The sequence below is a fragment of the Nocardia sp. CY41 genome (genome assembly GCF_009829325.1).
In the GTDB taxonomy this organism is placed as follows: domain Bacteria; phylum Actinomycetota; class Actinomycetes; order Mycobacteriales; family Mycobacteriaceae; genus Nocardia.
The window spans coordinates 1-25,065 of the sequence record NZ_VUOS01000045.1; the positions used below are offsets into that span (position 1 = coordinate 1).

Here is a 25,065-nt window from a genome sequence, read left to right on the forward strand (position 1 = left end):
GGACCGGCAGTAGCGGTTCGATCACTGTCCACAACTCGTCGTCCACGATCCACGGGGCCGCCACGACGAAACATACTGCACCGCAACGAGAATCACCGCCACTCTACAGAACCTGTTAGGGGCTCTAAGCACGAGCGCCGGCCCAGCGGCTGCAGCGACATGAGGCATCGGCAACGCAGCTTGCGCACGCCCTTCGGCCGCCTCGATTATCGGCAGCTTCTTCGCCTTGTACATCGCGATCTCCGCCGGCGCCAAATCAGCATCGATGGCGTCTCTCAACCACTTTTCGTACGATTCTCTGAGCGTACGAGCATCCGTCAGAGCGGCGAGCGCATCCTCATCGGTCCGTGTAAGTGCCTGGAGCAATGTCGGATCCTCCAAGCGACGCAACACCGCTTCTTGCACGACCGACTCGACTAGCTCAGCATTACGCCGCACACAATGGTTCGGCTTACAGATGTAGCACCGCTTATGCCCCTCTCGTGGCCCAACGCCCACGACTCTTCCACCGCACTTCCAACAGCGCGGGATGCCCGACAGCAACCACTTACACTCACTTCCGCGGGGATGAATCTGCCGCGGATCGTGGAGAATCACCTTCAGTCGCTCGTGGTCCTCGACCGAGATCAGTCCTTCCCAAGTCCCTGCAACCGTCAGACGGTTCCCGTCTTCATCCACGTGGACACGCAAACCTGCCATAGCCTCGCGCAGCAGGACACGCTTGACCATGTCACCATCCCACTGCGTGCGCCATCCCTTCGGGCACGGGCAGGTCCGTCTATCGACCTTCTTGATAACCCGATGTCCATCCTTGACCGAGCACCAAGGGCAGGGGAACGATCGGTCGTGGCCCGGCACTGGAATCTCGTTGAGAGTGAGCCAGCGACCGATGGAATGCTGTGGTTCTGAAGCTATTGCACGCCTGGCCATCTCACGAACAATGGGCCCGTACTCCGGGCACGGCACCCGACCTACAGCCTTGCCGCGCTTGTAGACGATACGGAATCCGAAACTTTCGGCACCGTGCGGTTTGCCCTCGACGAAGTTCTGGGCCAACGCACACATCGCGTCCAACCGATTCCGTTCCGGAGCATGCTCGTCCTCTACCGCATCTTGCGCGACCCTCTTACGATCATCCGGGTCGTTCATGTCGTAGAGCACGCCGCCGTAGTACCAGTACACGCCGAATTCCGCACAAAGCTCGCGCAGTTCGGCCATGTCGCCCACCTTGCGATTGGCTCGCGAGGAGGACCAGTTCACCAGAACACCACCCGAGGCCTGCCCGCGCTTCTTTTGACGAGCTACCTCCTCCAACTCACGGCGCAACTCTTCCCGTCCCGGCCGGTCCTTACGAGCGTGGCGCGTCGCACTGACTGCACCCTCGTCGATGACCTTGCGGACAGTCCAACCGAATCGCGCGCACTCTGCGCGGCCCCACGCGATCTGTTCCCGCGGCGAACGCTCGCTCTTGTTCTTACCCACCTTCGACACACGGGCCTGGATGATGGCGTCCAGACCAGGTAAATCTCTTGGGCTAAGTGGCATACTCCCAGGTTAGGCAATCGGCACCCCTTGGCGCACTACTCCTCGTACATGCCCGGGACGCCGGTTCCGGTGGACAGGAACAGGCGGATGCCGCGGAGTTGGTCGGCGTGCAGGTACGGGTCGTTGGCGGCCCACATCGGGTCCTCGGGTGGGCCGTACATGTTCTCGGTGTCACCGCCGCCCCAGCTCTCGACGGCGAGTTTCACGAACTCGCGGCCGAGCGGGTCACTGACCTGCGCGCACCCACTGTAGGCCGCGACCGCCTGATACAGACCCGGTTTGGCGATCGGCAGTTGCAGCACCGAGGTGCCCGAGGTGGACAGGCCCGCGATCGCGTTCACCCCCGTGGTGGCGAACTCCGCATCGATCACCGGCGGCAACTCCTCGGTGAGGAACGTCTTCCACTTGTACACCCCGAGTTTCGGATCAGGTGCCCGCCAGTCGGTGTAATAACTCCAGCGCCCACCCACCGGCTGCACCACGTTCACGTCCTTGTCGGCGAGGAACCGCAGCACGTCGGTGTTCTTCTGCCAGGTCGCGCTGTCCTGCCCGCCACCACCCCCGTTCAACAGATACAGCGTCGGCCGTGGCGCCGAACGATCAGCCGGGCGCAGCACCTTCACCATGATGTCCTGACCCATCGCCGCGGAATGCACCCGCAACTGCACGGTCCGCTCGTCCTCCGCCCAGGACCCGGTGATCGACGCGGCATCGGCCCGCGCGGGCGATGCCGCCGTGACCCCGCCCGCGGTCACGGCGAACACCGCCGACAAGACGACGAACGCGGGCACCATCGAGCGGCACAGCTTTCCGATCACCGCGCGTACTCGCACCGAATCGGCAACAGGCGCGGCAGCTGGTCCGGCATCGACGTCGGGACTTCGTTTCATCGCTCGGTTTCCTCCTACCATCGCGTTCGTCAACCGGCACCGATCCAGTTGCTCGACGACGCACGAGTTCCGCCAACGCTAAAGCCGGAGAGGGCAGCACACATTCTCGGTTCGACGGCTCTGGACACCTCACGAATCCGCCCGGCCGCCCATGAGGGCGCGACACAAGCAGAGGCGATACTCCGCGACCGATTTCCGGCCGTGAACAGAGTGATCTGCACACACCAGCCGGGCTGCTGTTCGCGGCGGGCGAATGCGGTGCCGCCAACCCGCCGTCAGGCGATATTGCCCGACTGGAGTCATTCAGAGCCGGATCACAACTGAGAATCTGAACGGAATTCCTCTGCAATTCAGACGGACACACCTGTCAGATCAGCGTGCGAGCCGGCGTGGAAGAACCGGCACGGCCCGCGACCGCAGCCTCCGAGCGTGCCGCACGCTAATTCTCTGGATCGGTGTATGTGGGTGATGACCGTGTTCCGGCGCGGCTGAATGAACTGGGCGTTGATGGTGTGGTCACCGGTGCGGGCGGGCCGGTCGCCGAACTACCTGTCGCGATCACTGTGGCGGCCGACCGCGGCGAGTTGGAGTGTGCCCGTTCGCGGCAGCAGGTTTTCGACGACTACAGCGATACCCGCAAGGCATGGCGTTGCCGGACATCGGGTTCGCCAAGGCAGCGGTCGGTGCGCGGCTGCCCGGGTTCCCGCCTCATGTTCGCGCCCCGTTGGTCGCTGCCGACGAGCAGCAGCTTCACCACATTCGTCGATACATGCACGCCAGCGCCATCAAGGCATGGCACCGCCAGCGCATCAACGAGATCCGCAGCTTCCCGGCCGAAGCCGAGCAGGCATCGCCCGGAACTCGTCCCGGACATGCTCAGGAGCGGTGGCCGGTCAGTCGCCGTAATGATCGTGTGTCTCGAACTCGCCGAAGTCGTCCTGTAGCCAGCCCAGGTCGCGCCAGGTCCCCGTGCCGTCGAGAGGGCCCGCGTAAACGATCTCCAGGTAGCTGCCAGGCTGGTCGTCGAGCCGCAGGCGGCGGCCTCGGCTGTACAGGAACACCGACACGCCGATGTCCGGCTGTCCATCGATGTACTGCATGCCGAGTACTCCCTCCCACGACACCTGGAGGGACGGACCGGACGGCTCAGGACCTCGGACGAGACAGGAGAACCCGTCCTCGGCCTCGCTCGCGTTGACTACGGTCACCTGCTCACCGAGGTGAGTGGCGAGGCTGGCGGCGAGGATGTCGATCGTGGACCTCCACCGGCCGGATAATGGGTTGGCCTCGAGGCCATTCTCGACCGTCATGGCCAATCGTTCCTTTCCCCGCGCTCTCAGTGCGGCGGTATGGCGCTGGTTGCTGCATCCGGCCAGCGGCTTCGTCGATCAGGTCCTGCGCTCGGACCGAAATTGAGACAGAGCCGATGGTTGGACAGACCCCAGTTTCAGCTCCTTCGGCACCGCATCCTGCTCGCATAGCCCGGCACCACCGGAAGTGAGCCAGAGCCGAATTCCTGACAGTCCCGGCCCCAGTTGGCATCGAACTGGAGGGGCAGTCAAGCCAAGTCGCACCATGTCCACGCGCTTGCTTTGCCGCCGTCCGGATCCCGGCCGAAGTGGTAGTCGTCGGGGTTATCGCTGCTACTCGAGAACTGGTCGAACGCCTCGGCGGCAGGTAAGCGGTCTATCAAGTTACGCCACTGGCCGACTCGCAAGTGTACCTGCAGAATATCCAGTAGCGACTTTGTAGCGTGCATGTTGTCGAGAGGGACTGCTGCATGGATAGGTGACAACCGAGGTTCCCCCGCATTGTTGGAGGGCGGGGTAATCAGGTTCCAGCCGGAACCGGGTGATGGTAGCCGGCTTCGAACTCGTCCGGTGACCGCCAACCCAGATTCTTCTGGATGCGCTGGCTGTTGTACCAAGGCGCCCACCCCACGCCCCGAGAATGGGTCGATTCGGTGTTCCCGGCTCGGCCATCATGGCTCCCGTCGACGATGGTTGCGTGACGTCTGGCGGGCGGCCGGCAAAACCATGCGGCCCGTGCCGGACCTCACAGCCCTCCAGCGGCGAAGAAGGCCTCGAGCGCCGGCACCGGGTCCGCTGCAGTGCCAGCGTTCGCCACCGCGACGACCACCAGCGAGAGCGACGCCACCGTCGTGAACACGCCGATCCACCCAAGCACATGCCGGGTGGGCCGATCGGATGCGCCGACACGCACGAACAGTGCCCACGACAGCGCACTCAGACCGAGTAGGCCAGCGCCGGCGAACCCGGCGATCACGGCCATCGCGGCGTGATAGTCGGCGAAGTCGCCGATCATCTTCTCGAGTGCTGGCGTCCGTTGGCCGTCGGCCAGGTGTAGTGCGATCTCGTCGACCGCGTCGGCGAGCGCCCCCTCGGGTTCGCCGACCGGCAGCATCGACAACAGCGACGAGAACGGCGCGATCGCGCCCTGTATGTTGGCCATGACCGCTGCCGCCGAGACCACCGCGAGCATCGTGGCGAACACGGCGGCTGTGACAAGGACCGCCCGGCGTCCCGCCCCGAGGTCACCGGACGACACATACCTCCTTCCCAGCAGAATCCCGAACGCGACGACCGTGACCAGCACGAGCGTGGCAATGACGGCCTTGGCCACGTGGTAGCGCACCCAGTAGTCCTCCATGGCCTGAAACCCAGGGGAGAGGTCCGAATCGCCGGACGCCCAGTAGTCGACGAATGCCTCCCGGACACCGGCGACGAGGTCGTCCTGGTTGCCGAAACTGCGACCCGGCCATGCCGATGCCAGGACGCGCGGGGCCACGACGAAAGCGGCGACGAGAGCCGCGGCGACAGCGGCGAGCATGACGAGCGCGCGACCGGAACCGCCGAAGGACTTCGATAAGACGTTGCTGGGCAAGAGATTTACTCCGTTGCGACGGTGCCTGCGGGCGGCATGTGGAGGCTGTGGATAGTCAGCGTATGAACCGGCGTACCGAGATTCGTCGGGACGCGGGAGGATCTTTCACCGACCCACTCCTCCTACTCCGGACGGAGATCTCCACCCCTCGGATGAGGACGTCCGCGCCCTCCAGGAGGTTGCGAAGGGAGATCCCTTTCTGACGAATTGCCATCCACGCCGGCTGTTGCTGCTGCGCCCGCGACCGCCGCCCGCGTATGTTGTAGCCGATGCACGCGTCGGACGAGCGACAACCGTTGATCTCGCGGTGGTCTGGTATAGGGCGCTTGCGTCCCGGTGTGCTCGAGATCGAGGGTCCGCTGGGAAGTCTGCCGGGACATTCTCACCACTCCGTGCAGGTGGCCTTCGCCCACCAGGGGACGTTCGTCATCGAGGATCTCCAGGGCCGTCAGCGACGTACGAACGCGGCGATCGTTCCGGCCGATCAGCCGCACGCGTTCAGCGCGGTCGGCGCCTGGGGCGTCGTGGCGCACGTCGAGCCCGAGTCTTCGCTGGGTGCCGAGCTGATCGCGCTGGTCGACGATCCGTCCCACGCTCGCGCCTGGCATCACGCAGGACAGACCCTGACCAAGGGTCACAGCGCGTACGTGGAAGGGCGCCTGCGCTCTCCTGGAAACACCTCGCACTCGCTTCATCCGGGAGTCGCCGCCGCGCGCACCCGCCTTCAGGCCGAGCTGGACTCACGGCCCATCCGGCTTCGCGACCTCGCCGCGGCCGTTCATCTGTCGGAGAGCCGGCTGTCCCACCTCTTCGCCCAGGACCTCGGAATCACCTTCCGGGCTTACGTCAGATGGCTGCGGCTGCTCCGGGCGACCGCGGCGGTCGCGCAGGGCCGGTCGCTCACCGATGCGGCTCACCTGGCGGGGTTCACCGACAGCTCCCATCTCACGAGGACGTGTCGCCGAACCTTCGGCGGCCCGCCCACCGCGTTCAGCACGATCCGTTGGGAGATCCTGCCGATCTAGCAGGTTGGTCCAATCCCGGACAAGGAGGAAGGGGCGAGGCTCGAGCAGACCGGAAAGGAACTGCTCGTGACCAATTCACCCATCGTCAACTCCTTCACACTCGACGGCGGCGGCCCCCGACTCACCTCGCTTCACTGGGCTCCGTGCGGACCTGCGCGGGCCAGTGTCGTCATCGTGCACGGTCTCGGCGAGCACGCCGCCCGCTACGACAGCACGGCTCGGTTGTTCACCGCGGCTGGTTTCTCCGTGCTTGCCATGGACTACGAAGGATTCGGGCGATCCGAAGGACGCCGCGGTGACGTCCGATACCAGTCGACGGCGCGGGCCGTGGACCATCTCATCGCACACGAGCGTGCGCGAACGGGCGGCGCACCGGTCGTGCTGTACGGCCACAGCCTGGGCGGGCTCTACGCGTTCCTCTACGCAGCGGACCGGCCGAGGGCGGACGTGGCCGCGGTAGTGGTGACCGGACCCGCTTTCGACTCTGAGCTGCGGAACCAGCGTCTCAAAATGGCCGTGGTCAGGACCCTCGGCCGCACCTTCCCCACCCTGACGTTGCCGAACGGGCTGCGCTTCGAGCGTGTCAATCGCGACCCCGACGTCGTCGCCGAACGCTACGCCGATCCCTTGGTCCATGGGCGAGCGACCGCACGCTTCGCGATCGACGTCTTGGCGCAGATGGATCGCGTGGCATCGGCTGCCACCCGCGTCGCCGTACCACTGCTCGTGGTTCACGGAGACGCCGATCTGATCAATCCGGTCTCCGCCAGCCGCCGGGTGGTCGACCTCGTGCCGTCGGCGACACTGCGGATCTGTCCGGGCGTTTTCCACGGGTTGGAGGATGAAGCCGAGGGGCCGGTCATCCTGGCCGAGGTCATCGCATGGATCGACCGGACGCTTCGCGGCGAGAAGCCCGACACCAAGGAGTCCTCCCCTCGATGAGTATCCGGGTTGTGTTGGTCGACGACCAGGCGCTTATCCGGACGGGATTCCGAATGATCCTCGAGGGAAGCGACGACATCGACATCGTCGGAGAGGCGGAGAACGGGTTCGACGCAGTCCGGTTGGCCGCCGAACTCGACCCGGACGTCACCCTGATGGATGTCCGCATGCCCGGGCTCGACGGCATCGAAGCCACCGGGCGGATCGTGGGCCGCGATGCCGCGGCACGGGTGCTCATCCTGACCACCTTCAACCTCGACGAGTATGCCTTCTCTGCTCTGCGGGCCGGCGCCAGCGGATTCGTGCTGAAGGACATTCCCGCCGACGACCTGGCACGCGCCATCCGTTCGGTGGCCAGTGGCGACGCCGTCGTATCGCCGCGAGTGACGCGCCTGCTCCTCGACATTCATGCCACCCGGCTGCCGGATATCCGCGAGGGCCCCGTCGCGGTGTCGAACCACCCTCGACCGGCTCACCCGACGGGAAACCGAAGTGCTGCAGGAGATGGCGCAGGGCCTGTCCAATACCGAGATCGCGGAGAAGCTGGTGGTCTCGGAGGCCACCGTGAAGACCCACGTACGCAGCATCCTGGCCAAGCTGAACCTGCGCAACAGAGTCCACGCCGTCATCTACGCCTACGAGGCCGGCCTCGTTCCTTGACCGCTGCCGCCCCCGCATTCAGCCGCTGGGTATGCAGAGTGACCCTGACCTTTCGTCCAGGAAAGGTCTCAACGGCATGTGAGGAAAAAAATCCCTGCGATTGATAGTAGACAGCTGCTCCAGCGCTGGGGAGATGAGCGAGAAAGAGTGGCCGCGGCGGTGCCGCCGCAGCCAGGACCCTCGTCAGTTCACCCCGTGCTGCGTGTGCCTACGGCTGGCCGGTGAAGTAGTCGAAAGCGGCCTGCAGCATCGGCTGCCCGCCAGTGTTGGCCAGGCCGATCACTCCACCCGCGGCCGCGCCGATCAGCACGCCCGGGATGCAGCCGACGACGCACCCGACAAGCAGACCGATGCCGGCCCCTACCCCGGCGCCGACCATGCCGCCGAACGATGCCTTGTTCAGCTCGTCCATAAACTGTTGCTGGGAATTGATGTCGCGCACCGGAAGCTGGGAGATCTGGGTCGCGTGCAGCGGGTTGGTATCCGGCGTGAGGGTTAACTTCCGACCGTTGTCCACGATGGCGGCGGTGATCGGGAACTGCTTGTCGGCGACCCGGTATGTGAGCGCGACGGTACCGATGGCGGTGTGGAACAGGCACAGCGGTATTGCGGCGATCGAGGCAAGGTGTCTCACTTCACCGCCCGCGTCGCAGGTCGCCGGCTGGAGGGAGTGCTACACGAGGAGCGCGACGGAGCCGATCAGCTGCTGCACATCACCTTGTTTCTACGACCCTACGCCGCACTCCGAACGGCGATCGGCGCGATGGGCCGACTGCTCGAACAGTCGCCACTGCCCGCACCGGCCCGGTGAGGGTCTCGTGAAATCGGTTCCGGAACCGGGCAAGCCGGTCCGCGGATCGAGCTCCGGCCGCCCGATCATGGCTCTGTTGGATCTGGTCGGGCGACGCTGGGCACTGCGTATCCTCTGGGAACTCCACCGGGCTCAGCGCCCGCTCACCTTCCGTGAATTGCGCAGCCAGTGCGACGACATGTCCTCCAGTCTGCTGACCCGCAGGCTCCACGAGTTCGGCGCGACGCTCATCGTCGAACGAGCCGCGACCGGGTACACACTCACCGAATCGGGACGGCAGCTGATCGATCATCTCCAGCCGCTCACCGACTGGGCGGAGGTGTGGGCCGGGCGGCTGGGCGCCGATAGTTGTCAAGGGACTTCGGTCACCGATCCGAGGCCGAACTCCGAGGCGAGCCGACCAGGGACTCCGTAGGCTGAAGTGACCGCACGAAAGGGGTTATTCATGGTCAAGGTGTTCCTGGTGGACGACCACGAGATCGTCCGCCGCGGCGTCGCCGACCTCGTCGACCTCGAGCCGGACCTGGATGTCGTCGGGGAAGCGGGCAGCTACTCCCAAGCACTGGCCCGCATACCCGCCCTCCGTCCCGATGTCGCCGTACTCGACATGCGATTGCCCGACGGCAACGGCATCGAGTTGTGCCGTGAACTGCTCTCGGCCGATCCGCACCTACGGTGTTTGATCCTCACGTCCTTCACCGATGAGCAGGCCATGCTCGACGCCATCCTCGCCGGCGCCAGCGGTTACGTGGTCAAAGACATCAAGAGTCTGGAACTCGTACGCGCCATCCGCGTCGTCGGCGCGGGCAACTCGCTGCTGGACAACCGGGCGGCCGCGGCGCTCATGGCCAAGCTCCGGTCGGAGGCGGAGGCCAAGACCGGTCCGCTCGCCGCGCTCACCGACCAGGAACGCACTCTGCTCGCGCTGCTGGGCGAAGGCCTGACCAATCGGCAGATAGCCGGCCGGATGTTCCTCGCGGAGAAGACGGTCAAGAATTACGTGTCGCGACTGCTGACCAAGCTCGGCGTCGAACGTCGCACCCAAGCGGCGGTACTCGCCACCAAGCTGAAAGGGCCGGAAGTTCCGTCTCGATGACCTCGCTCGGTCCCGGCGATCGCGCACAAGGGGAACCGAAACTCGATCGTGACAGAATGCGGTTCATGGAGGGACAGCGGTACACGCTCGGATCGAACGGCCGGGCGTCGGTGACGGAGACCTTGTCGCAGTTGCGGCTTCGGGAACTGCTCATCGAGGTACAAGACCGGATCGCGCAGATCGTCGACGTGCGTGACCGCATGGACCGGCTCATCGAAGCCATGCTCGTGATCACCGCGGGGCTCGACCTGGACAATACTTTGCGCACCATCGTGCACACCGCCATCGAACTCGTCGACGCCGGCTACGGCGCGCTCGGTGTCCGCGAGACCGACGAGAACAGCAGCAAGCTCGCCGAATTCGTGCACGAGGGCATCGACGACCACACCCGCGTCCTGATCGGCGACCTCCCCCGCGGACACGGTGTACTCGGCCTGCTCATCGAAGAACCCAAACCCCTGCGACTGAGCAGAATCGCCGACCACCCCGCCTCCGTCGGCTTTCCCGCACACCACCCACCCATGCACACTTTCCTCGGAGTCCCGGTCAAAGTCCGCGACGAGGTATTCGGCAACCTCTATCTCACCGAAAAGGCAGGCGGGCAGGATTTCACCGATGACGACGAGGTTGTCGTTCAAGCGTTGGCCGCCGCGGCGGGCATCGCCATCGAAAACGCCCGCCTCTACGAACAGTCCAGGATTCGGCAGCAATGGCTCGAAGCCATCCGGGACGTGGCGACCGAACTCCTGGCCGGTGGCGAACCCGAGGAAGTTCTGCAGTTCGTCGCCGAACGCGCCCTCGCACTGACCGGCTCGGCGATCACCTTCCTCGCGCTGCCCGAGGATCCCGACATCCCCCACGACGAAGTGACCGACCTCGTGGTTGCCGCCGCCGCCGGGCGCAGTTCGGAAGCGATGAACGGCAAGTTCGTGCGCGTCGAGGGATCACACGCGGGCAACGCGTTCCGGACCGGCCAGCCCGTCAGCGTCGACGCACTGCTCGATGAGACGTCCGCCGACACAGCGCCGGACACCGGACCCGTCCTGATCCTCCCGCTGCGTGCGCGCGGCTCGGTCATCGGCGTCCTCGCCTCGCTGCGCCCGGCACAAGCGGCACCACTCGACAACGCCACGCAGGCCATGATGGCAGCCTTCGCCGACCAGGCCGCCTTGGCCCTGCAACTGGCCGACACCCAACGCCGGATGCGTGAACTCGACGTCCTCGCCGACCGCGACCGCATCGCCCGCGGCCTGCACGACCACGTCATCCAGCGACTGTTCGCCGTCGGTCTCTCGCTACAGGGCACAGCACAACGGGCACGCGTACCCGAGATCAAATCGCGGCTGATCGACACCATCGACGACGTCCAGAGCATCGTCCAGGACATTCGTTACTCCATCTTCGACCTGCAGAGCAACACGACCGCGGACTCGTCCAAGTATCGAAAGCACCTGCACGGCATCGTGGTCGACATGACCGCCGACACCGGCCTACGGACCAGCATCCGGCTCGCCGGACCCGTCACCGTCCTCGCGCCACCACTGTCCGACGACGTCGAAGCAGTACTGCGAGAGGCAGTCAGCAACGTCGTCCGGCACGCGGCCGCCACGACGGTGTCGGTCGAACTCCGAATCGACGACGACGTCACGATCGAGATCACCGACGACGGCACCGGCGTTCCCGAAGACATCGCCCGGCGCAGCGGGCTGGCCAACCTGGCCGCGCGGGCCGAGCACGCCGGAGGCCACTTCAGCATCACCAACCGGCCCGCGGGAGGCACCGTACTGCGCTGGACAGTTCCGCTGCCGTGACCGAGATCGCCGGCTGACAACCGGGGCACCACGCGTGCTGCACCAGGGCGTCGGCTGTCGAACCGAGCAGCATGCGGGCGAACTCACCGGGCCGCGGCTGTTGCAGTTGCGAGGCCTTCGACCAGCTCTGCAGGTGACTTCCACGCCGCGCGCCACTTCGGATCGCGCATACCGAACTCGACCGCATCGTGCACCACGCCTGACGGCGAGCCGGTGGGAGAGGTCTCGGCGTATTCGGGTCCGCGGGGCCCGCGCGGCCGCGCTGCCGAAGGACCTCGACATTCGGGACCAACGCCAGGCGTATGCGACCTCGCCGATCCCTACTCTTCGAGTACACAAGCATCGCCCTCCGAAGGGACGCCCCGTATGTCCGCCTCTCACCTCGACAACCCGCACCAGCTGGCCTCCGCTGCCGTGGTCGTCGGTATCGACGGTTCCGAAGACTCCGATCCGGCCGTGCAGTGGGCTGCCGAGACGGCCGCCAGGCGCGGACGCAGGCTACTGATCGTCCACGGCTTGGACCTGGCATCCACCCAGGCGGTTTTCGGCATGTACGACCTGCTGGTGCCCGCGGTCGCCCAGCGACTGCGAGAGGAAGGCGCAGCCCGATTGGCCTGCGCCGCACGCTCGGCCCGCCGCGTCGATCCGCAACTGCGAGTCGACACCGAATTGTCGCCCGCGCACCCGGCCACCCTGCTCATCGAACGTTCCGCCTCCGCGCACCTCGTGGTGCTCGGCGCCGGACCGGGCGGTGAACTCGCCCACATCGGCTCGACCCTGCTCGCGGTGACCGCACACGGCCACGGCGACATCGTGGTCGTGCACGACACCGGCAGTGAACAACGCACCCGCACCGACGGACCCGTCGTCGTGGGCGTGGACGGCAGCGCCGAAGCCGAAGCCGCGGTCGGCGCGGCCTTCGCCGAGGCCGATATCCGCGGGGCTTCGCTCGTCGCGGTCCATGTCGCCGCCGACTTCGGCTTCCGATCCGATGCCCCCGAGCTTCTTCCGGTCCGGGAACTCGAAACCGCCGCACAACTTGTGCTCGCCGAGCAACTCGCCGGCTGGCAGGAGAAATTTCCCGAGGTGGAGGTCATCCGCAAGGTCTCCGTCGCCCGGCCACGCACCATGCTCACCGCATGGTCGAAGTCCGCGCAATTGCTCGTGGTCGGCAGCCGGGGTCGCGGTGGTTTCCGTGGCCTGCTGCTCGGTTCGGTCAGTAATTTCCTTGTCCAACACGCCCATTGCCCGGTCATGGTCGCCCACGAGACCTAGAGAGAGTGAAAGCCATGTCTGCCGACAGCAATCCGCCCGTCCTCGTCGGCATCGACGGGTCGGAGTCCGGGCTCACCGCAGTGCGCTTCGCAGCGGCCGCCGCTGCCCGCCGTCACGCACCGCTGCACATCGTCGAATCGATTCCGGCGCCGACCGATTTCGGGCCGGGTGTCGCACTGGAGGAAATCGACTACGACATCTACCGCAAGCAGGCGACCGCGGCGCTCGAGGCCGCGCGAGAAGCCGCCACGACCGCGGCCGCCCCGATCGGCGAACTCGCCGTCACCACCGAAGTGGCCGAAGCGCCTCCGGTCCCGGTGTTACGCGACCGGTCCGAGTCCGCGCGACTGCTCGTGGTCGGCACCCATGGTCTGGGCGCCTTCAGCCGCACCATCCTGGGTTCGGTGAGCACGGCGCTGGCCCGGCACGCCGCATGTCCGGTCGCCGTGGTGCCCGTCGACGCCGAGGGTGCGGACGGTCCTGTGGTAGTGGGCGTGGACGGCTCGTCGTGGAGTGTCCGCGCCATCGAGATCGCCTTCGACGAAGCCGCGCACCGGGGCGCCGAGCTGGTCGCGGTGCACACCTGGTCGGAGTTCTTCCGCTACGACTCGCGCGCCGAGATGCAGCAAGCCGGCGCGGAATTGCTCGCGGAAAGCCTGGCGGGTTACGGGGAGCGGTATCCGGAAGTGCCGGTGCGGCGCGTCGTGGTGGAGGACCGACCGGCCAAGCGACTGCTCGAAGTGGGCGAGAACGCCCAGCTCATCGTCGTGGGCAGTCATGGGCGCGGCGGTTTCGCCGGAATGACCCTCGGTTCGGTGAGTCAGGCGGTGCTGCACGGGGCCACCGTACCCGTGATCATCGCCAGGTCGCGGAGCTGACCGCCGCGCCGGCCACCAGGCCGGCGTCACACTGCCGCGTGCTCACGCGGTGAAATCGAAGGACAGGGCGTACGCCATGAACATGAGGATGCTCGCCGCCACCGGTGGATCGGCGGTCGGAAGGCTGCCCGGAGAACGGTTGCGGACCAAGTGGTTGACCTGGGGAGCCTCCGGGGAAGAGATCGCGCGGGTCGTTCCCGGGGACGATTTGTTGGTAGACGCCGATATCGTCTCGACGCGAGCGATCACGATCTGCGCGAGTGCCGACGCGATCTGGCCGTGGCTGGTTCAACTGGGCCCCGGCCGCGGCGGCGCGTACACCTACGACTGGATCGAAAATCTGCTCGGGCTCGATATGCACAGCGCCGACACAATCCTGCCGCAGTTCCAGAACCTCGCGGTCGGGGACAGCTTCCCGCTCGGCAAGTCCGGCCCACGGATGCGTGTCGCGATTCTCGACGGCGAGCACAGCATCGTCTTCGCCTCCGAAGACGGCCGCTGGGTGTGGGCCTTCGGCCTCTACCCGCTGGGTGCGGCGACCCGGCTCGTGAGCCGTAATCGCATCGCGCTGACGGGAGCGTCCGCCTTCGCGCGCGCGTTCACCACTTTTGTGATGGTTCCGGGCAGTCTCGTGATGGAGCGCAAGATGTTGCGGGGCATCAAACAGCGCGCGGAGCGGCTCGCCGACCGCACGCGAAGGGAGAACGCCTCGTAGGTTCGGTCAGAGGCTGTGATTCGACGCACCGAGGGAGTCGATAGCTGCCTGTAGCTTGGTGGCCGCACGAGTGGCTACCGGTTGCAGGGCCGGTTCGTCGGTGACCTGCACCAGGAGTTGCGGATTCATCGCTTCGACGATGACCTCGGCATCGGAGTCGGGGTTGCGCCGCACGACGACGTTGCACGGCAGCAGGAGTCCGATCTGCCGGTCGACGCCGACCGCTTCATGGGCCAGCGGCGGATTGCAGGCTCCGAGGATGAGGTAGTCCTCCATGTTCGCGTCCAATTTGGCTTTCAGGGTGGCACGGACATCGATCTCGGTGAGGACGCCGAATCCTTGCTCGCTCAGCGCGGCCCGCGTCCGGGCGACGGCGTCGTCGAAGCTGGTGTGCAGCGTGGTGGACAGTCCCAAGTTCATCGTGCGGTCCTTTCGGGCGGGAACGACGGCGAATCAAGCCAGAGCGAGGAACAGCTTCTCGAGCTCGTCGACGGTCATCGGGGTCCGGCCGTCGGCGGACCGGCCGGCGAGGCATTCGCGCAGACCGGTCGCGACGATCTTGAATCCGGCGCGGTCGAGCGCACGGGAGACCGCGGCGAGCTGGGTCACCACGTCTTTGCAGTCTCGCCCCTGCTCGATCATGGCGATGACGCCTGCGAGCTGACCGTGCGCTCGCCGCAGCCTGTTGAGTGTCTGGGTGATCGCGGTTTCGTCGCCGACCATGGTTGCGCCTTCCTCTCGCGTCAACCTCGATAATACCCCCATGGGTATATCTCGGCCAGCGCGCGGTCCGTGCCGTTACCCCGCCGGACCGGTGGTGTCCCGGACACGACGACGACCCCACACTGAACCGTGGTCTCGCACGAACTCGCCGCCGCTGAGAGTTCCGCTGACCGCAGCGCATGGAACGATCACCTCGCCCGTCGGTCCCGCGACCAGGTCGGGGACGCCGTGATCAATACCCGGCGTCGCGGCGGCGGAAACCGGCGAGACCGATGAGCAGCCCGGCCAGTGCGGCCAGGGTGATCCCGATCATCGGCGCGGCGGTCACGTCGTGCAGCGGGGCCTGCGGAGTGTGCGTGAACGGTGAAGCGCCGTCGAACCAGCCGGGCAGGTCGAAGGCGGCCGTGAAGAGCACCGCCACGACGCAGTAGGCGACGGCGGCCCAAGCCACCGCGGCGGCCGCCCGCGGCACCCAGCCGAGACCCGCTGCCGCGACGGCGGTCACCGCCCAGACGGCGGGCAGATACACCAGCGCGACGCCGGCCATCCGCAGCGGCTGGAGGGCGTCGGAGATCGCCAGCCCGTACGTCAGCCCGATACCGAATCCACCGAGTGCCAGCACCATCGCACCGCCGCCCAGCGCGACCGCGAGGTGACTCACCAGCCAGCGACTCCGGCTGACCGGCGCGGCGAGCAGCGGTTCGGCCCGGCCCGCGGTCTCCTCCCCACGGGCCCGCAGCGAGCCGGCGACGCCGAAGGCGGCGGTGAGCAGCGCGACGATCGAAACCGTCAGTGCCAGATAGGCGTTCACCGCATCGGCCGCACCGCCGGGAAGGTAGGCGGCGATCTCGGGATTGTCGGTGAGATAGTCCTCGATGCTCTCGGCGAACGAGCCGTACGCTGCCCCTAGCGCGAAAACGCCGACGGCCCACCCGGCCAGGGAACCGCGTTGCAACCGCCAGGCCAAGCCCAGCGGCGAGCCCAGCGCCCGAGACGCCGTCGCCCGGCCGGTTCCGTACGGCAGCAGCCCGGCACCGAAGTCGCGCCGGTCCAGCAGCGCGAACGCCACGGCGGTCAGCGCGAGTGTGGCGGCGGCGAACAGCAGCACCGTCCACCAGCGGTCGCCCGCGTACGGATAACTGCGCTGACCCCATCCGATCGGCGACAGCCACGACGCGGCTCCGCTGCCCACATCACCGATCGCGCGCGCCACATAAGCGCCCGCCAGGGCGAGACCGACCGCCCCGTAGACGCTGCGCGGATTCTCGAACACCTGCGCGGCAACGGCGGTGACGGCGGCGAATGTGACGCCGACGCCACCGGTGACCACCCCCAGCAGCAGCGAGCCACCTGCGGGAAGCCCGGTGCCTACCGCGGCTGCGAAGATCACCACCGCTACGGCGGCATCGGCCAGCCCTGCCAGCGTGAGCGCGGCGACGGCAGGCGCCCGCCGACCCACCCTCGCCGAGCGGAGCAGTTCGGCCCGGCCGGTCTCTTCGTCCGACCGGGTATGCCTGCCTACCAGGAACATGTTCATCAACGCGACGACCACCGCCAGGTACGCGAAGATCTCGAAGACGATCTCGCCACCGATACTGGTCAGCAATCGGGTCGGCCCGCTCATGGCGACGGTGGCCGCGCTGGCGCTCATCGTCTCGCGGATCTGCGCGAGCTTCTGCGGGGAATCGTAGAAACGCTGACTACCAAGGGACTGGAAGGCCAACAGCGCTCCTGCGCCGAGTAGCCAGCACGGCAAGGCGAACCGCTCACGCAGTATTGAGAAGCTCAGGAGGGTTCCAGCTCCGGAGAGGTTCTCCCGTAACGGCAGCGAGGGGGCACTCACCGGAGCACCTCTCCCACAGGCGCTGAAACGCTGCCGTAATGACGTAGGAAGATGTCCTCGAGGGTCGGCGGTGTGCTGGTGAGACTGCGCACACCGAGATCGGCCAGCGCGCGCAGCACGTCCTCCAGGTGCGCGGTGTCGACGTCGAACCTGGCCCGGGTGCCGTTGCGGGCGAGATCGTGCACGCCCGCCAGCGCATCCAGTCCCGTCGGCGGCCGGATGGTTTCGACGGCGATCGTGGTGCGGGTCAGATGCCGCAGCTCCGACAGGGTGCCGCTCTCCACCGTGCGACCGTGCCGGATGATGCTCACCCGATCGCACAGCGCCTCGACCTCGGCGAGGATATGGCTGGACAGCAGCACGGTCCGGCCCTCGCGTTTCATCTCCGCCACGCAGCGCTGGAATTCGGCCTCCTTCAGCGGGTCGAGACCGACGGTCGGCTCGTCGAACAGCAGCAGCTCGGCATTCGAGGCCAATGCCGCGACGAGCGCGACCTTCTGCCGGTTGCCCTTGGAGTACGCGCGCGCCTTCTGGCGTGGGTCGAGATCGAATCGCTCGAGCAGTTCGGCGCGGCGGCGCCGATCGATCCCTCCGCGCAGCCGTCCCATCAGGTCGATGACCTCGCCTCCGGTGATCCCGGGCCACAGGATGACCTCACCCGGCACGTAGGCCAATCGAGCGTGCAGGGCGACCGCGTCCGACCACGGATCACCGCCGAGCATCCGCACCGTCCCCGCGTCGGACCGGAAGAGCCCGAGCAGAATGCGGATCGTCGTCGTCTTCCCCGACCCGTTCGGACCCAGGAATCCGTGGATCTCACCGGTTCGCACGGTCAGATCCAAGCCGTCGAGTGCTTTCGCCGGGCCGAACGACTTGGTCAGGCCGATGATCGAGATCGCGGGCTCGCTCATCGGGACGTCTTTCCGACCCGCTGGGTCAACGGGTTTCCCGACTTACGCAAAGTCAGCGGATGCAGATCGAAGTGCATTCTCATCGTCCCGTCGCCCGGATCTCGACTGAACAGAATCCTTCCGGTACCGATGCCCCAGCGAGTCATATCGATGCGGAAAGCGAGCGGGTCGTCCGGATCTTCCGGATACAGGGGCAGCCCGCGCAGCAGCGCGGGGATGGGCGTGAGCACCCGCAGTACCGGCCGACCGCCGGCGATGCGCACGTCGACCCCCGCGCCCACCATCGCTCGGGCGCGCACATCGGTGAGCGCTCCCGGCAACGGGTAGTACCCGCAGATCTCGGACCAGATCTCCGGATGGTGCGCGACATCGTCGCGGATCACCGGCTGCGCGACGCCGAGTAGTTCGTGCAGTAGCGCCGAGGTCTCGGCCGGAAGCCAGAGCGTCGCGTGATGCCCGCCGGTGACGAAGACCAGGAGCCCGAGCCCGTCGTCGGGGGCCAGCCACATCTGGGAGTTGAACCCCGGCAGGATGCCCTGATGCTCGATCACCGGGTGGTCCCCGGCCAGACCGCGGAAGAATCCGAGGCCCAGTCCCGGGACGCGCGGATCGGGCTGGTAGTGCGGCGCGAACATCATTGCCAGCGTGGCGGGTTCGATCACCGATCCGTGTTCGTTCCCGCCGCCGTTCAGCAGCGCGGTGACGTACCTGCTCATGTCACGTGGAGTGGAGTACGCCGAGGCCGCCGGCGCGGTGATCATCTCGCGATGGGTGACCTCCTTCGGCCCGCGCGCGTGAAGCGTGTATCCGACCGCCCTGCGCGTCGGTGTGAAGGCGCTCGCGGTGAGACCGGAATCGAACATCCCCAGCGGCCGGAAAAGGCGGTCGCGCACATAGTCGGCGAAGGCGATGCCGGTGACGTCGGAGACGATCTGCCCGAGCGTGGCGAAACCATGGTCGGTGTAGGTCCATCGCGTGCCCGGCTCTGCCTGGACGCGCAATCCACGTCCGTAGTAGTCGGACAACGCGGGCACGGGCTCGCCCGGCGCGACGCTCTCCCCGGAATCGGGCCGCAGTACCCGGCGGGGATGAGCTGTCTCGCCGATGCCCGAGGTATGCGTCAGCAGGTGGCGCACCGTCACCGGTCCGAATCGCGCGTCGTCGGGCACCAGACGATAGGAACGCAGGTACGTGCCGGCCGGAGCGTCCAGATCGATCAGACCGCGCTCCCACAGCTGCATCACCGCGATGGCCGTGAAGGTCTTGGTAATGGACGCGACCCGGAAGACCGTGTCCTGGGTGACCGGTCGCTTCGCGTCGAGGTCGGCCAGGCCCTGCCCTATGAATTCCACTCGGCCCGCCCGCACCACCGCGACCGCTGCGCCGACGACTGCCCGGCGATTGACCAGGCGGGTGATTCGGTCCGCTGTTCGGATGTCCTCGTCTACCGGCACGGCTGCTCCATTCCCTCGGTCGGGTACCGATCACTCTGCTCATTCGCGGACGGCCGGAGCAGAGTCGGCCTGCTCTCGGACATCGGGACTTAGGTCCTCGGATCGACCAGCGGTCCCGAGATCTCCGGGCCTCGGATCGCCGCACCTCGGCGGCACGCGCCACACCCCGATCGACAAAGGACGAAGGGCCTTCGAATATGGGTCTTCGTCATCGCTCGCCGCCGGACGCCATTGAACAGACTGAATGGTTATGGATATCGTCCGGTCCGCTCGTCGGTCGACGCACAACCGCTCAGCCGAGACGCACTCGCGGCGCAGCCGTATCGGCGCGGGCAGTGGTCCTACGGAGTCCGGAGCGGACGAAGGCGGCAGGTGATGGATACCCGCGAATCCCACATGTCGCAGTCGGACCTGTTCTCGTGGAACATGGAGCGCGATCCGGTCCTGCGCTCGACGATCGTGTCGGTTCTGGTGCTCGATTCCGAACCGGACCCCGATCGCTTGATGCGGACGATGGATCGCGGCAGCCGGGTCGTGCCCAGATTGCGGCATCGGCTGGTCGTCGCGCCGTTCGGCCTCGCCCCGCCGCGGTGGGCGCTCGATCCGGATTTCGACCTGTCCTGGCATGTCCGACGAATCGCGCTGGCGGAACCGGCGACCATGTCGGGGGTACTCGAATTCGCGCGAACCGAGGCCATGACCGGATTCGATCCGGCCCGTCCGCTGTGGCGGGCGACGTTGCTCAGTGGTCTCGCGGGCGCGGCAAGCGTTCTGGTGCTGACGGTGCACCACAGTCTCACCGATGGTATCGGCGGGATCCAGATCGCCACGGCGCTACTGGATTTCGACCGCACGGGCGCCGACCGCGGTTTGCCTCCCGACCCGATGGACAACCACACGGGCGCGCTGCGCGACATCGTGACGTGGAACGCGTCGGTCGGCTCGGTGCTGCTCGCCGGCGGTATTCGTGCGACGCCGCAGACCGCATGGCGAGCGCTGGGCAATCCGGCCAGGGCGCTGCGGGAGGGCACCGCGCTGGCGAGTTCGCTGGTCCGCTTGGCTCGGCCCATCACCACGACGTTCTCACCCGTGATGACCCAGCGAAGCCTGGGTCGCCGGTTGGCGGTGCTCGACGTGCCCCTCGCACGACTGCGCGGCACCGCACAGGCCGCGGGCTGCACCCTCAACGATGCCTACCTGACCGCGGTGGTGATCGGCTTGCGCAAATATCACCACCGGCACGGGGCGGCGCTGGACCAATTGCGGGTGACCATGCCGATCAGCCTTCGCACCCCCGACGACCCGCTCGGCGGCAACCGCATCACGCTCGCTCGTTTCGCGCTACCGGCCGGCATCACGGAGACCGCGGACCTCATGCTCGCCGTCGGCGCCGCGGTCGCGGGCTGGCGACGCGAACCGGCGATTCCGCTGTCGGGCGCCGTGGCGGCGACACTGAACCGACTGCCTGCCGGACTGTTGACCGGCATGCTGAAACACGTCGACTTCGTCACCTCCAACGTCCCCGGCTCCCCTGTACCGCTCTACATCGCCGGGGCGCGCATCGACCGCATGTACGCCTTCGGACCCACCATCGGCACGGCCGTCAACGTAACCCTCACCTCGCATGCCGGAACCTGCTACATCGGGGTCAACGCCGACACAGCCGCGATCCCGGACACCGAGACGCTGACCGAGTGCCTCACCGCGGGCTTCGCCACCGTGCTCGAGTTCGGCGGCGAGCGCGCGGCCGGATCCGGGGCGGGGTCAGGACATTCTTCGGAGCTGCGCCGAGCAAGACGGCCCGGGCCCGGCGCAGCCGGGACCTAGGTCCTTCGAGGCAGGCTACCGGTTGCTCTATTGCCGCGCGGGCAGGGCGATGGACACTCGTCCAGATACGCCGCCGCGATTCGGGCCCCGGCATGCGAACGAGAGGAACGCTCATGTCCATTACGAGCAGTGCTCCGATCGTGGTGGGCGTCGACGGATCGGAGGTAGCGCTCGCCGCCGTACGCTGGGCCGCCGTCGACGCCGCCCACCGCCGCGCACCGCTGCATCTGGTCTATCCGACCGGCGTCCTGGGCGCCTACGGGCCGGGCGTCGATGTCGAGCGGTCCGCCCCCGCCAGGTATCGCTGGTGCGCATCGGACGCGCTGGAGTTCGCGTACGCCACGGCCGTCGCCGAATCCGCTCCGATCAACCGGATCGAGGTGACCGCGGAACTGACCGACGCCGCGCCCGTTCCGATGCTGCGCCGCCGATCCGAGAACGCGCGACTGCTCGTGGTCGGCACTCACGACCTCGGCGCGTTCAGCCGCGCCATGCTCGGCTCGCTGAGCATCGCGCTGGCCCGGCAGGCCGGGTGTCCGGTCGCCGTCATTCCCCGTGGCGGCGAGCACGGTGACGGGGCTGTCGTCGTCGGCGTCGACGCCTCCGAGAGCAGCGCCGCAGCCGTCGGATCGGCGTTCGACGAGGCGGCGTTTCGTGGCGCCGATCTCCTTGCGGTGCACACGTTCTCCCACTGCGGCGACGACTCGCTCGCCGAAACACGGAAGGAGGGTGCGGAATTGCTCGACCGGAGCCTGGCCGGGTACACCGAAGCTTTTCCGGAGGTCACTGTGCGGCGCGTCGTGGTCGAAGACCGTCCCGCCAGACGACTGCTCGAGGTCGGCGAAAAGGCGCGGTTGATCGTAGTGGGCGACCGCGGGCACGACGGGTTGCCCTCGATGCCACTCGGTTCCGTGAGTCGAGCCGTACTGCACGGGGCACAGGTGCCGGTGATCGTCACCAGACCGGCGAATCACGCGCGGCACCCCGGAACGAACAGACGCATGCCATGACATGGCCGCCGGCCTCTCGGCCTCCGGAGCCGTGGTCCGGCGCGAGGACCATCGGACGTTCCGGCCGGGGTCATCGGACCCTAGGCGAGCCGCTGCTGCGGGGACGACGCTGGTGTCATGTCCCCTATCAGCGATCTACCCACAGCCTCCACGCGCATCGCGCGTTCGTGGCTGACCGCCGTCGCCCGGACCGCGACCGAGGTGCCCGCACGCCTGCGCTCCGCACTGCCCGGCGCCGACCGGATCGCGAACGCGGACGCCATCACCGAAAGACTCGACGACCTGGAACACCGGGTGCTGCTGCTCGGTGACACCATCGCGGTTCTCAGCCGCGGGCTCGAACAGTTGCCGAGTGGTGAGATCGATGACCGACGCCGCGCCGACGCGGCCCAGCAGGCCCACCGCATTCTGATTGCCGAACACCTCACCACCGGGTCCGCGCCGCAGTAGCCATCCACCCTCTCCTCGGCGGGAGCGCGCGAACCCGAATTTCCTTGCCGCCATTGATCGTACCGTCATGCAACGGTACATTGAAGGCGTGACCAGTCGGGTAGTCGCGCCGCGATCGGTTCGTCCGGAATCGCACGACGCGTGGCCGGGGCGCTCCGCACGTACGGCCGTGCACCAGGGACCGAGCATGCAGAACCACGAGGCCATCCAGATCAGATATGTCGTCCGACGACTCGTGCAGTGCCATCCGCAAGTCTCCCCCGATGCCGTGGCATTGGTGGTGCGACGAGCCCATGAGCGCTTCGGGCACGCGTCTGTGCGCGAATTCGTGCCGTTACTCGTGGAACGTCGCGCGGGGAGGGAACTCTCCGCGACAGGGTGGGAGGAGCCGGCGGTGCAGAACCACGCGGAGCGGGCTCAGGCGGAGAAGTTCGTCGACCTGCTCATCGCCGAGGCGGACGAACTGGACTCTTTCATCGCGGCCATGACACACACCGGGGCATCGAGCCAGCGGGAACGCGCCACCGAGTTGCGCAGGCTCCGCAACGAACTGAACGAAGTGCTCCGCTGTATCACTCAGCTACGCCGCCGATTCCCCGGAGTCGCCCCCGACGGTTCGCTCCCCGCGAAGGGAACCTCCGCACGCGGTGGCAACGATCCGGTGCCCGCACTCGGCTGAAGGCATACGCCGCCGCGCGGCCATCCGCTCAACCGGAGACGACCCCGAGCCGGCTGCCGTCCGGTCGGACACGAAACACGGTGTCCCACTGCAGATCCAGCCGCTGTTTCGCTTCGGCGAGCGGCACCGCGCTCAGCGTGCCGTGCTCGTGTTCGATGAGCAGGTCGTATGCGCCCAGCCTGCGGAGCCCGTCGCGGATCCGAAAGTCGAAGGTCGTCCCCCACCACCGACGGAACCAGTCCTCGACCCGCTGATCGAGTTCGGCGGCGGTGAGCGGCCGGTCGGCCGTGCGCAGGAAGTGGTAGGCGAGCACGGCTTCCTTCACCTCCGACTCCTCGGCCGCGCCGAGCAAATGATGGAACACTCCCGCGTCGTTGTCGAGATTGCGGAAGTAGAGGTGTTCCGACAACGTCTTCATCAACTTGATCTTGCGGTTCTTGAACTTGGAGAACTGCCGCACCAGGTAACCGCCGAAGGCCGCCAAGCCCGCGCCCAGGGTGATCAGCGTGGCCTGATCCAGCCGTACGGACTCCTCGCGCAGCCCGGCCCAGAACGCCAGCAACAGGACCAGCGGCCCCAGCGAAGCGACCAGCTTGGTGACGACCACGACTATCCCGGAGACCACCGCGGGCACCCCGATCAGCAGCTTGTCCAAGGGCCGCATCCGCACCCGAACGCTCGGATACAACATCTCGAGATCGTTGCGCGGAACGTTCCCGAACAACTTCAGCAGCACACCGCCGTTGGGCCGGTCCGCCACCGCATCGGGACGCTCGGCGAACGCGACGTACACCAGAACCTTGCCGTAGCTGGTGAATTCGACGCTGCGGCGCCGCAGACCGAACAGCCACCGGACCTGCTCGGTGCGTTGCGACACTCCGCGCCGGAAGAACATCGCCGTCTCGATGTCGTCCTCGTCGATCTCCAAGCGCACCTTCACCAAGGATTGCTCGGCGAACGCGCGCTCGATCTCGGCGGCATCGATGCGCGTGAAATCCGCGGCCTCGGCAAGCGCGACCAGCTCCCGCTCAACCCGCGCCCGCGCCGCGGCCCGGTCCTCGGGCGTGGCGGCACGGATCGCCCGTTCGTCCTCCGCGGGATCGACCACGTGATACGCGTCGAGCACCGCCTCACTCCGGGTATGGAACTCGTGATGCACCACGGCCGCCAGCAGACGCGCGAACTCGGCGAACGACGCGCGTTCCGCATCGGGAAGCTCGTCGGCGCACAGAGAGATCACCGCGCTCTTGCGGAACGGCAGGAAGTGTTCGGCATCCATCGGCAACTCCTCTCGACGGACCGGCCCGTCGGCCACAACCCTATGGGGCGGGTGGGCACGCTCGACGCACCCGCATGCCGATGCCCGAAGACCCCGGGGGGAGGCTACCGCCCAGCGGCGAACGAGTGCGTCGGAGTGATGGTTCGGATGCGCAGAACGATGTCGAACCAGTCACCCAGGCCCGCGCCGGTGATGTGGTGATCGGTGTCGTGGGGGGTGTCCCTATGGTGTTCGTCAAGCCGCTGAGGTCGTGGGTGATCGGTAGAGTTCGCCGTGTTTGAGCATCGCGTAGAGGACGTCGCAGCGTCGCCGGGCCAGGCAGATGAGGGCGGCGTTG

At 67.1% G+C, this 25,065-nt stretch carries 23 protein-coding genes and 2 pseudogenes; 13 read left to right on the plus strand and 12 right to left on the minus strand.

What is annotated here, in order from left to right; all coding sequences use genetic code 11:
• Nucleotides 1–21 precede the first annotated feature (21 nt).
• The 5 genes and pseudogenes from GVY64_RS33975 to GVY64_RS33995 all read right to left on the minus strand — a co-directional run bounded on the left by GVY64_RS33975 (nt 22) and on the right by GVY64_RS33995 (nt 5,339).
• On the minus strand, nt 22–1,545 hold the full coding sequence (locus tag GVY64_RS33975) for a recombinase family protein (RefSeq protein WP_159850341.1): 1,524 nt from the start codon (nt 1,543–1,545) through the stop codon (nt 22–24).
• A gap of 41 nt (nt 1,546–1,586) precedes the next feature.
• Nucleotides 1,587–2,339: pseudogene (locus GVY64_RS33980) on the minus strand (alpha/beta hydrolase); the annotation flags it as partial.
• Between the two features lie 718 nt (nt 2,340–3,057).
• Nucleotides 3,058–3,309 carry a hypothetical protein gene (locus GVY64_RS33985; RefSeq protein WP_159850343.1) on the minus strand — a complete coding sequence of 84 codons (252 nt, stop codon included), beginning with the start codon at nt 3,307–3,309 and terminating at the stop codon, nt 3,058–3,060.
• A 19-nt stretch (nt 3,310–3,328) separates the two neighbouring features.
• Nucleotides 3,329–3,745: a hypothetical protein gene (locus tag GVY64_RS33990; RefSeq protein WP_159850345.1), complete on the minus strand. Its 417-nt coding sequence runs from the start codon at nt 3,743–3,745 to the stop codon at nt 3,329–3,331.
• 745 nt (nt 3,746–4,490) lie between these two features.
• Nucleotides 4,491–5,339, minus strand: a complete 849-nt coding sequence (locus GVY64_RS33995; protein ID WP_201298290.1) for a hypothetical protein — start codon at nt 5,337–5,339, stop codon at nt 4,491–4,493.
• Nucleotides 5,340–5,677: 338 nt separating this feature from the next.
• On the opposite strand from GVY64_RS33995, the gene GVY64_RS34000 reads away from it, so the two are divergent.
• The 3 genes and pseudogenes from GVY64_RS34000 (at nt 5,678) to GVY64_RS34010 (ending at nt 7,966) form a co-directional block, all read left to right on the plus strand.
• Nucleotides 5,678–6,364 (plus strand): helix-turn-helix transcriptional regulator, encoded by a 687-nt coding sequence (locus tag GVY64_RS34000; RefSeq protein WP_159850347.1) that lies wholly within the window; start codon nt 5,678–5,680, stop codon nt 6,362–6,364.
• 66 nt (nt 6,365–6,430) lie between these two features.
• Complete coding sequence (locus GVY64_RS34005) at nt 6,431–7,306, plus strand: alpha/beta hydrolase (protein WP_159850349.1); 876 nt, start codon at nt 6,431–6,433, stop codon at nt 7,304–7,306.
• A pseudogene (locus tag GVY64_RS34010) lies at nt 7,303–7,966 on the plus strand (response regulator). Before GVY64_RS34005 ends, GVY64_RS34010 begins: the two are co-directional and overlap by 4 nt.
• 208 nt (nt 7,967–8,174) lie before the next feature.
• Here GVY64_RS34010 and GVY64_RS34015 read toward each other — a convergent pair.
• Nucleotides 8,175–8,600: a hypothetical protein gene (locus GVY64_RS34015; protein ID WP_159850351.1), complete on the minus strand. Its 426-nt coding sequence runs from the start codon at nt 8,598–8,600 to the stop codon at nt 8,175–8,177.
• 184 nt (nt 8,601–8,784) lie between these two features.
• Here GVY64_RS34015 and GVY64_RS34020 point away from each other — a divergent pair, with 184 nt between their 5' ends.
• The 6 genes from GVY64_RS34020 (at nt 8,785) to GVY64_RS34045 (ending at nt 14,552) form a co-directional block, all read left to right on the plus strand.
• A complete protein-coding gene (locus tag GVY64_RS34020) occupies nt 8,785–9,192 on the plus strand; it encodes a winged helix-turn-helix transcriptional regulator (RefSeq protein WP_236567468.1) in 408 nt (135 codons plus the stop codon).
• Between the two features lie 30 nt (nt 9,193–9,222).
• Nucleotides 9,223–9,873 carry a response regulator gene (locus tag GVY64_RS34025; RefSeq protein ID WP_159850353.1) on the plus strand — a complete coding sequence of 217 codons (651 nt, stop codon included), beginning with the start codon at nt 9,223–9,225 and terminating at the stop codon, nt 9,871–9,873.
• 56 nt (nt 9,874–9,929) lie between these two features.
• A complete protein-coding gene (locus GVY64_RS34030) occupies nt 9,930–11,684 on the plus strand; it encodes a sensor histidine kinase (protein ID WP_442939673.1) in 1,755 nt (584 codons plus the stop codon).
• A gap of 366 nt (nt 11,685–12,050) precedes the next feature.
• Nucleotides 12,051–12,959, plus strand: coding sequence for a universal stress protein (locus GVY64_RS34035; RefSeq protein WP_159850357.1), 909 nt, complete (start codon nt 12,051–12,053; stop codon nt 12,957–12,959).
• Nucleotides 12,960–12,973: 14 nt separating this feature from the next.
• Nucleotides 12,974–13,837, plus strand: a complete 864-nt coding sequence (locus GVY64_RS34040) for a universal stress protein (RefSeq protein WP_159850359.1) — start codon at nt 12,974–12,976, stop codon at nt 13,835–13,837.
• A gap of 88 nt (nt 13,838–13,925) precedes the next feature.
• Nucleotides 13,926–14,552, plus strand: a complete 627-nt coding sequence (locus GVY64_RS34045; RefSeq protein ID WP_236567469.1) for an SRPBCC family protein — start codon at nt 13,926–13,928, stop codon at nt 14,550–14,552.
• 6 nt (nt 14,553–14,558) lie between these two features.
• Here GVY64_RS34045 and GVY64_RS34050 read toward each other — a convergent pair whose 3' ends face one another.
• The 5 genes from GVY64_RS34050 to GVY64_RS34070 form a co-directional block, all read right to left on the minus strand.
• Nucleotides 14,559–14,972: a DUF302 domain-containing protein gene (locus tag GVY64_RS34050; RefSeq protein WP_159850361.1), complete on the minus strand. Its 414-nt coding sequence runs from the start codon at nt 14,970–14,972 to the stop codon at nt 14,559–14,561.
• Nucleotides 14,973–15,005: 33 nt separating this feature from the next.
• The gene (locus GVY64_RS34055; RefSeq protein ID WP_159850363.1) at nt 15,006–15,275 is read right to left on the minus strand and encodes a metal-sensitive transcriptional regulator; all 270 of its coding nucleotides are present in this window, start codon (nt 15,273–15,275) and stop codon (nt 15,006–15,008) included.
• A 232-nt stretch (nt 15,276–15,507) separates the two neighbouring features.
• Nucleotides 15,508–17,118, minus strand: coding sequence for an ABC transporter permease (locus GVY64_RS34060; RefSeq protein WP_159850365.1), 1,611 nt, complete (start codon nt 17,116–17,118; stop codon nt 15,508–15,510).
• Entirely contained in the window at nt 17,115–18,029 is a 915-nt protein-coding gene (locus GVY64_RS34065; protein ID WP_159850367.1) for an ABC transporter ATP-binding protein, read from the minus strand. The genes GVY64_RS34060 and GVY64_RS34065 overlap by 4 nt, the downstream gene beginning before the upstream one ends.
• Nucleotides 18,026–19,483, minus strand: coding sequence for a serine hydrolase domain-containing protein (locus GVY64_RS34070; protein WP_201298291.1), 1,458 nt, complete (start codon nt 19,481–19,483; stop codon nt 18,026–18,028). Before GVY64_RS34070 ends, GVY64_RS34065 begins: the two co-directional genes overlap by 4 nt.
• Before the next feature lie 375 nt (nt 19,484–19,858).
• Here GVY64_RS34070 and GVY64_RS34075 point away from each other — a divergent pair, with 375 nt between their 5' ends.
• The 4 genes from GVY64_RS34075 to GVY64_RS34090 all read left to right on the plus strand — a co-directional run bounded on the left by GVY64_RS34075 (nt 19,859) and on the right by GVY64_RS34090 (nt 23,449).
• Nucleotides 19,859–21,310 (plus strand): wax ester/triacylglycerol synthase domain-containing protein, encoded by a 1,452-nt coding sequence (locus tag GVY64_RS34075; RefSeq protein WP_236567470.1) that lies wholly within the window; start codon nt 19,859–19,861, stop codon nt 21,308–21,310.
• Nucleotides 21,311–21,423: 113 nt separating this feature from the next.
• Nucleotides 21,424–22,320: a universal stress protein gene (locus GVY64_RS34080; RefSeq protein WP_159850369.1), complete on the plus strand. Its 897-nt coding sequence runs from the start codon at nt 21,424–21,426 to the stop codon at nt 22,318–22,320.
• Between the two features lie 117 nt (nt 22,321–22,437).
• A complete protein-coding gene (locus GVY64_RS34085; protein WP_159850371.1) occupies nt 22,438–22,770 on the plus strand; it encodes a hypothetical protein in 333 nt (110 codons plus the stop codon).
• 88 nt (nt 22,771–22,858) lie between these two features.
• Nucleotides 22,859–23,449, plus strand: coding sequence for a three-helix bundle dimerization domain-containing protein (locus tag GVY64_RS34090; RefSeq protein ID WP_159850373.1), 591 nt, complete (start codon nt 22,859–22,861; stop codon nt 23,447–23,449).
• Between the two features lie 28 nt (nt 23,450–23,477).
• Here the strand turns inward: GVY64_RS34090 and GVY64_RS34095 are convergent, their stop codons facing one another.
• On the minus strand, nt 23,478–24,728 hold the full coding sequence (locus GVY64_RS34095; RefSeq protein ID WP_159850375.1) for a TMEM143 family protein: 1,251 nt from the start codon (nt 24,726–24,728) through the stop codon (nt 23,478–23,480).
• Nucleotides 24,729–25,065: the final 337 nt, after the last annotated feature.

Excerpts from the sequence above, each read along its gene's own strand:
- GVY64_RS33975 (WP_159850341.1), bottom strand. The coding sequence starts at position 1,545 with ATGCCACTTAGCCCAAGAGATTTACCTGGTCTGGACGCCATCATCCAG.
- GVY64_RS33985 (WP_159850343.1), bottom strand. The coding sequence starts at position 3,309 with ATGTCCGGGACGAGTTCCGGGCGATGCCTGCTCGGCTTCGGCCGGGAA.
- GVY64_RS33990 (WP_159850345.1), bottom strand. The coding sequence starts at position 3,745 with ATGACGGTCGAGAATGGCCTCGAGGCCAACCCATTATCCGGCCGGTGG.
- GVY64_RS34025 (WP_159850353.1), top strand. The coding sequence starts at position 9,223 with ATGGTCAAGGTGTTCCTGGTGGACGACCACGAGATCGTCCGCCGCGGC.
- GVY64_RS34030 (WP_442939673.1), top strand. The coding sequence starts at position 9,930 with ATGCGGTTCATGGAGGGACAGCGGTACACGCTCGGATCGAACGGCCGG.
- GVY64_RS34035 (WP_159850357.1), top strand. The coding sequence starts at position 12,051 with ATGTCCGCCTCTCACCTCGACAACCCGCACCAGCTGGCCTCCGCTGCC.
- GVY64_RS34040 (WP_159850359.1), top strand. The coding sequence starts at position 12,974 with ATGTCTGCCGACAGCAATCCGCCCGTCCTCGTCGGCATCGACGGGTCG.
- GVY64_RS34045 (WP_236567469.1), top strand. The coding sequence starts at position 13,926 with ATGCTCGCCGCCACCGGTGGATCGGCGGTCGGAAGGCTGCCCGGAGAA.
- GVY64_RS34050 (WP_159850361.1), bottom strand. The coding sequence starts at position 14,972 with ATGAACTTGGGACTGTCCACCACGCTGCACACCAGCTTCGACGACGCC.
- GVY64_RS34055 (WP_159850363.1), bottom strand. The coding sequence starts at position 15,275 with ATGGTCGGCGACGAAACCGCGATCACCCAGACACTCAACAGGCTGCGG.
- GVY64_RS34065 (WP_159850367.1), bottom strand. The coding sequence starts at position 18,029 with ATGAGCGAGCCCGCGATCTCGATCATCGGCCTGACCAAGTCGTTCGGC.
- GVY64_RS34075 (WP_236567470.1), top strand. The coding sequence starts at position 19,859 with ATGGATACCCGCGAATCCCACATGTCGCAGTCGGACCTGTTCTCGTGG.
- GVY64_RS34080 (WP_159850369.1), top strand. The coding sequence starts at position 21,424 with ATGTCCATTACGAGCAGTGCTCCGATCGTGGTGGGCGTCGACGGATCG.
- GVY64_RS34085 (WP_159850371.1), top strand. The coding sequence starts at position 22,438 with ATGTCCCCTATCAGCGATCTACCCACAGCCTCCACGCGCATCGCGCGT.
- GVY64_RS34095 (WP_159850375.1), bottom strand. The coding sequence starts at position 24,728 with ATGGATGCCGAACACTTCCTGCCGTTCCGCAAGAGCGCGGTGATCTCT.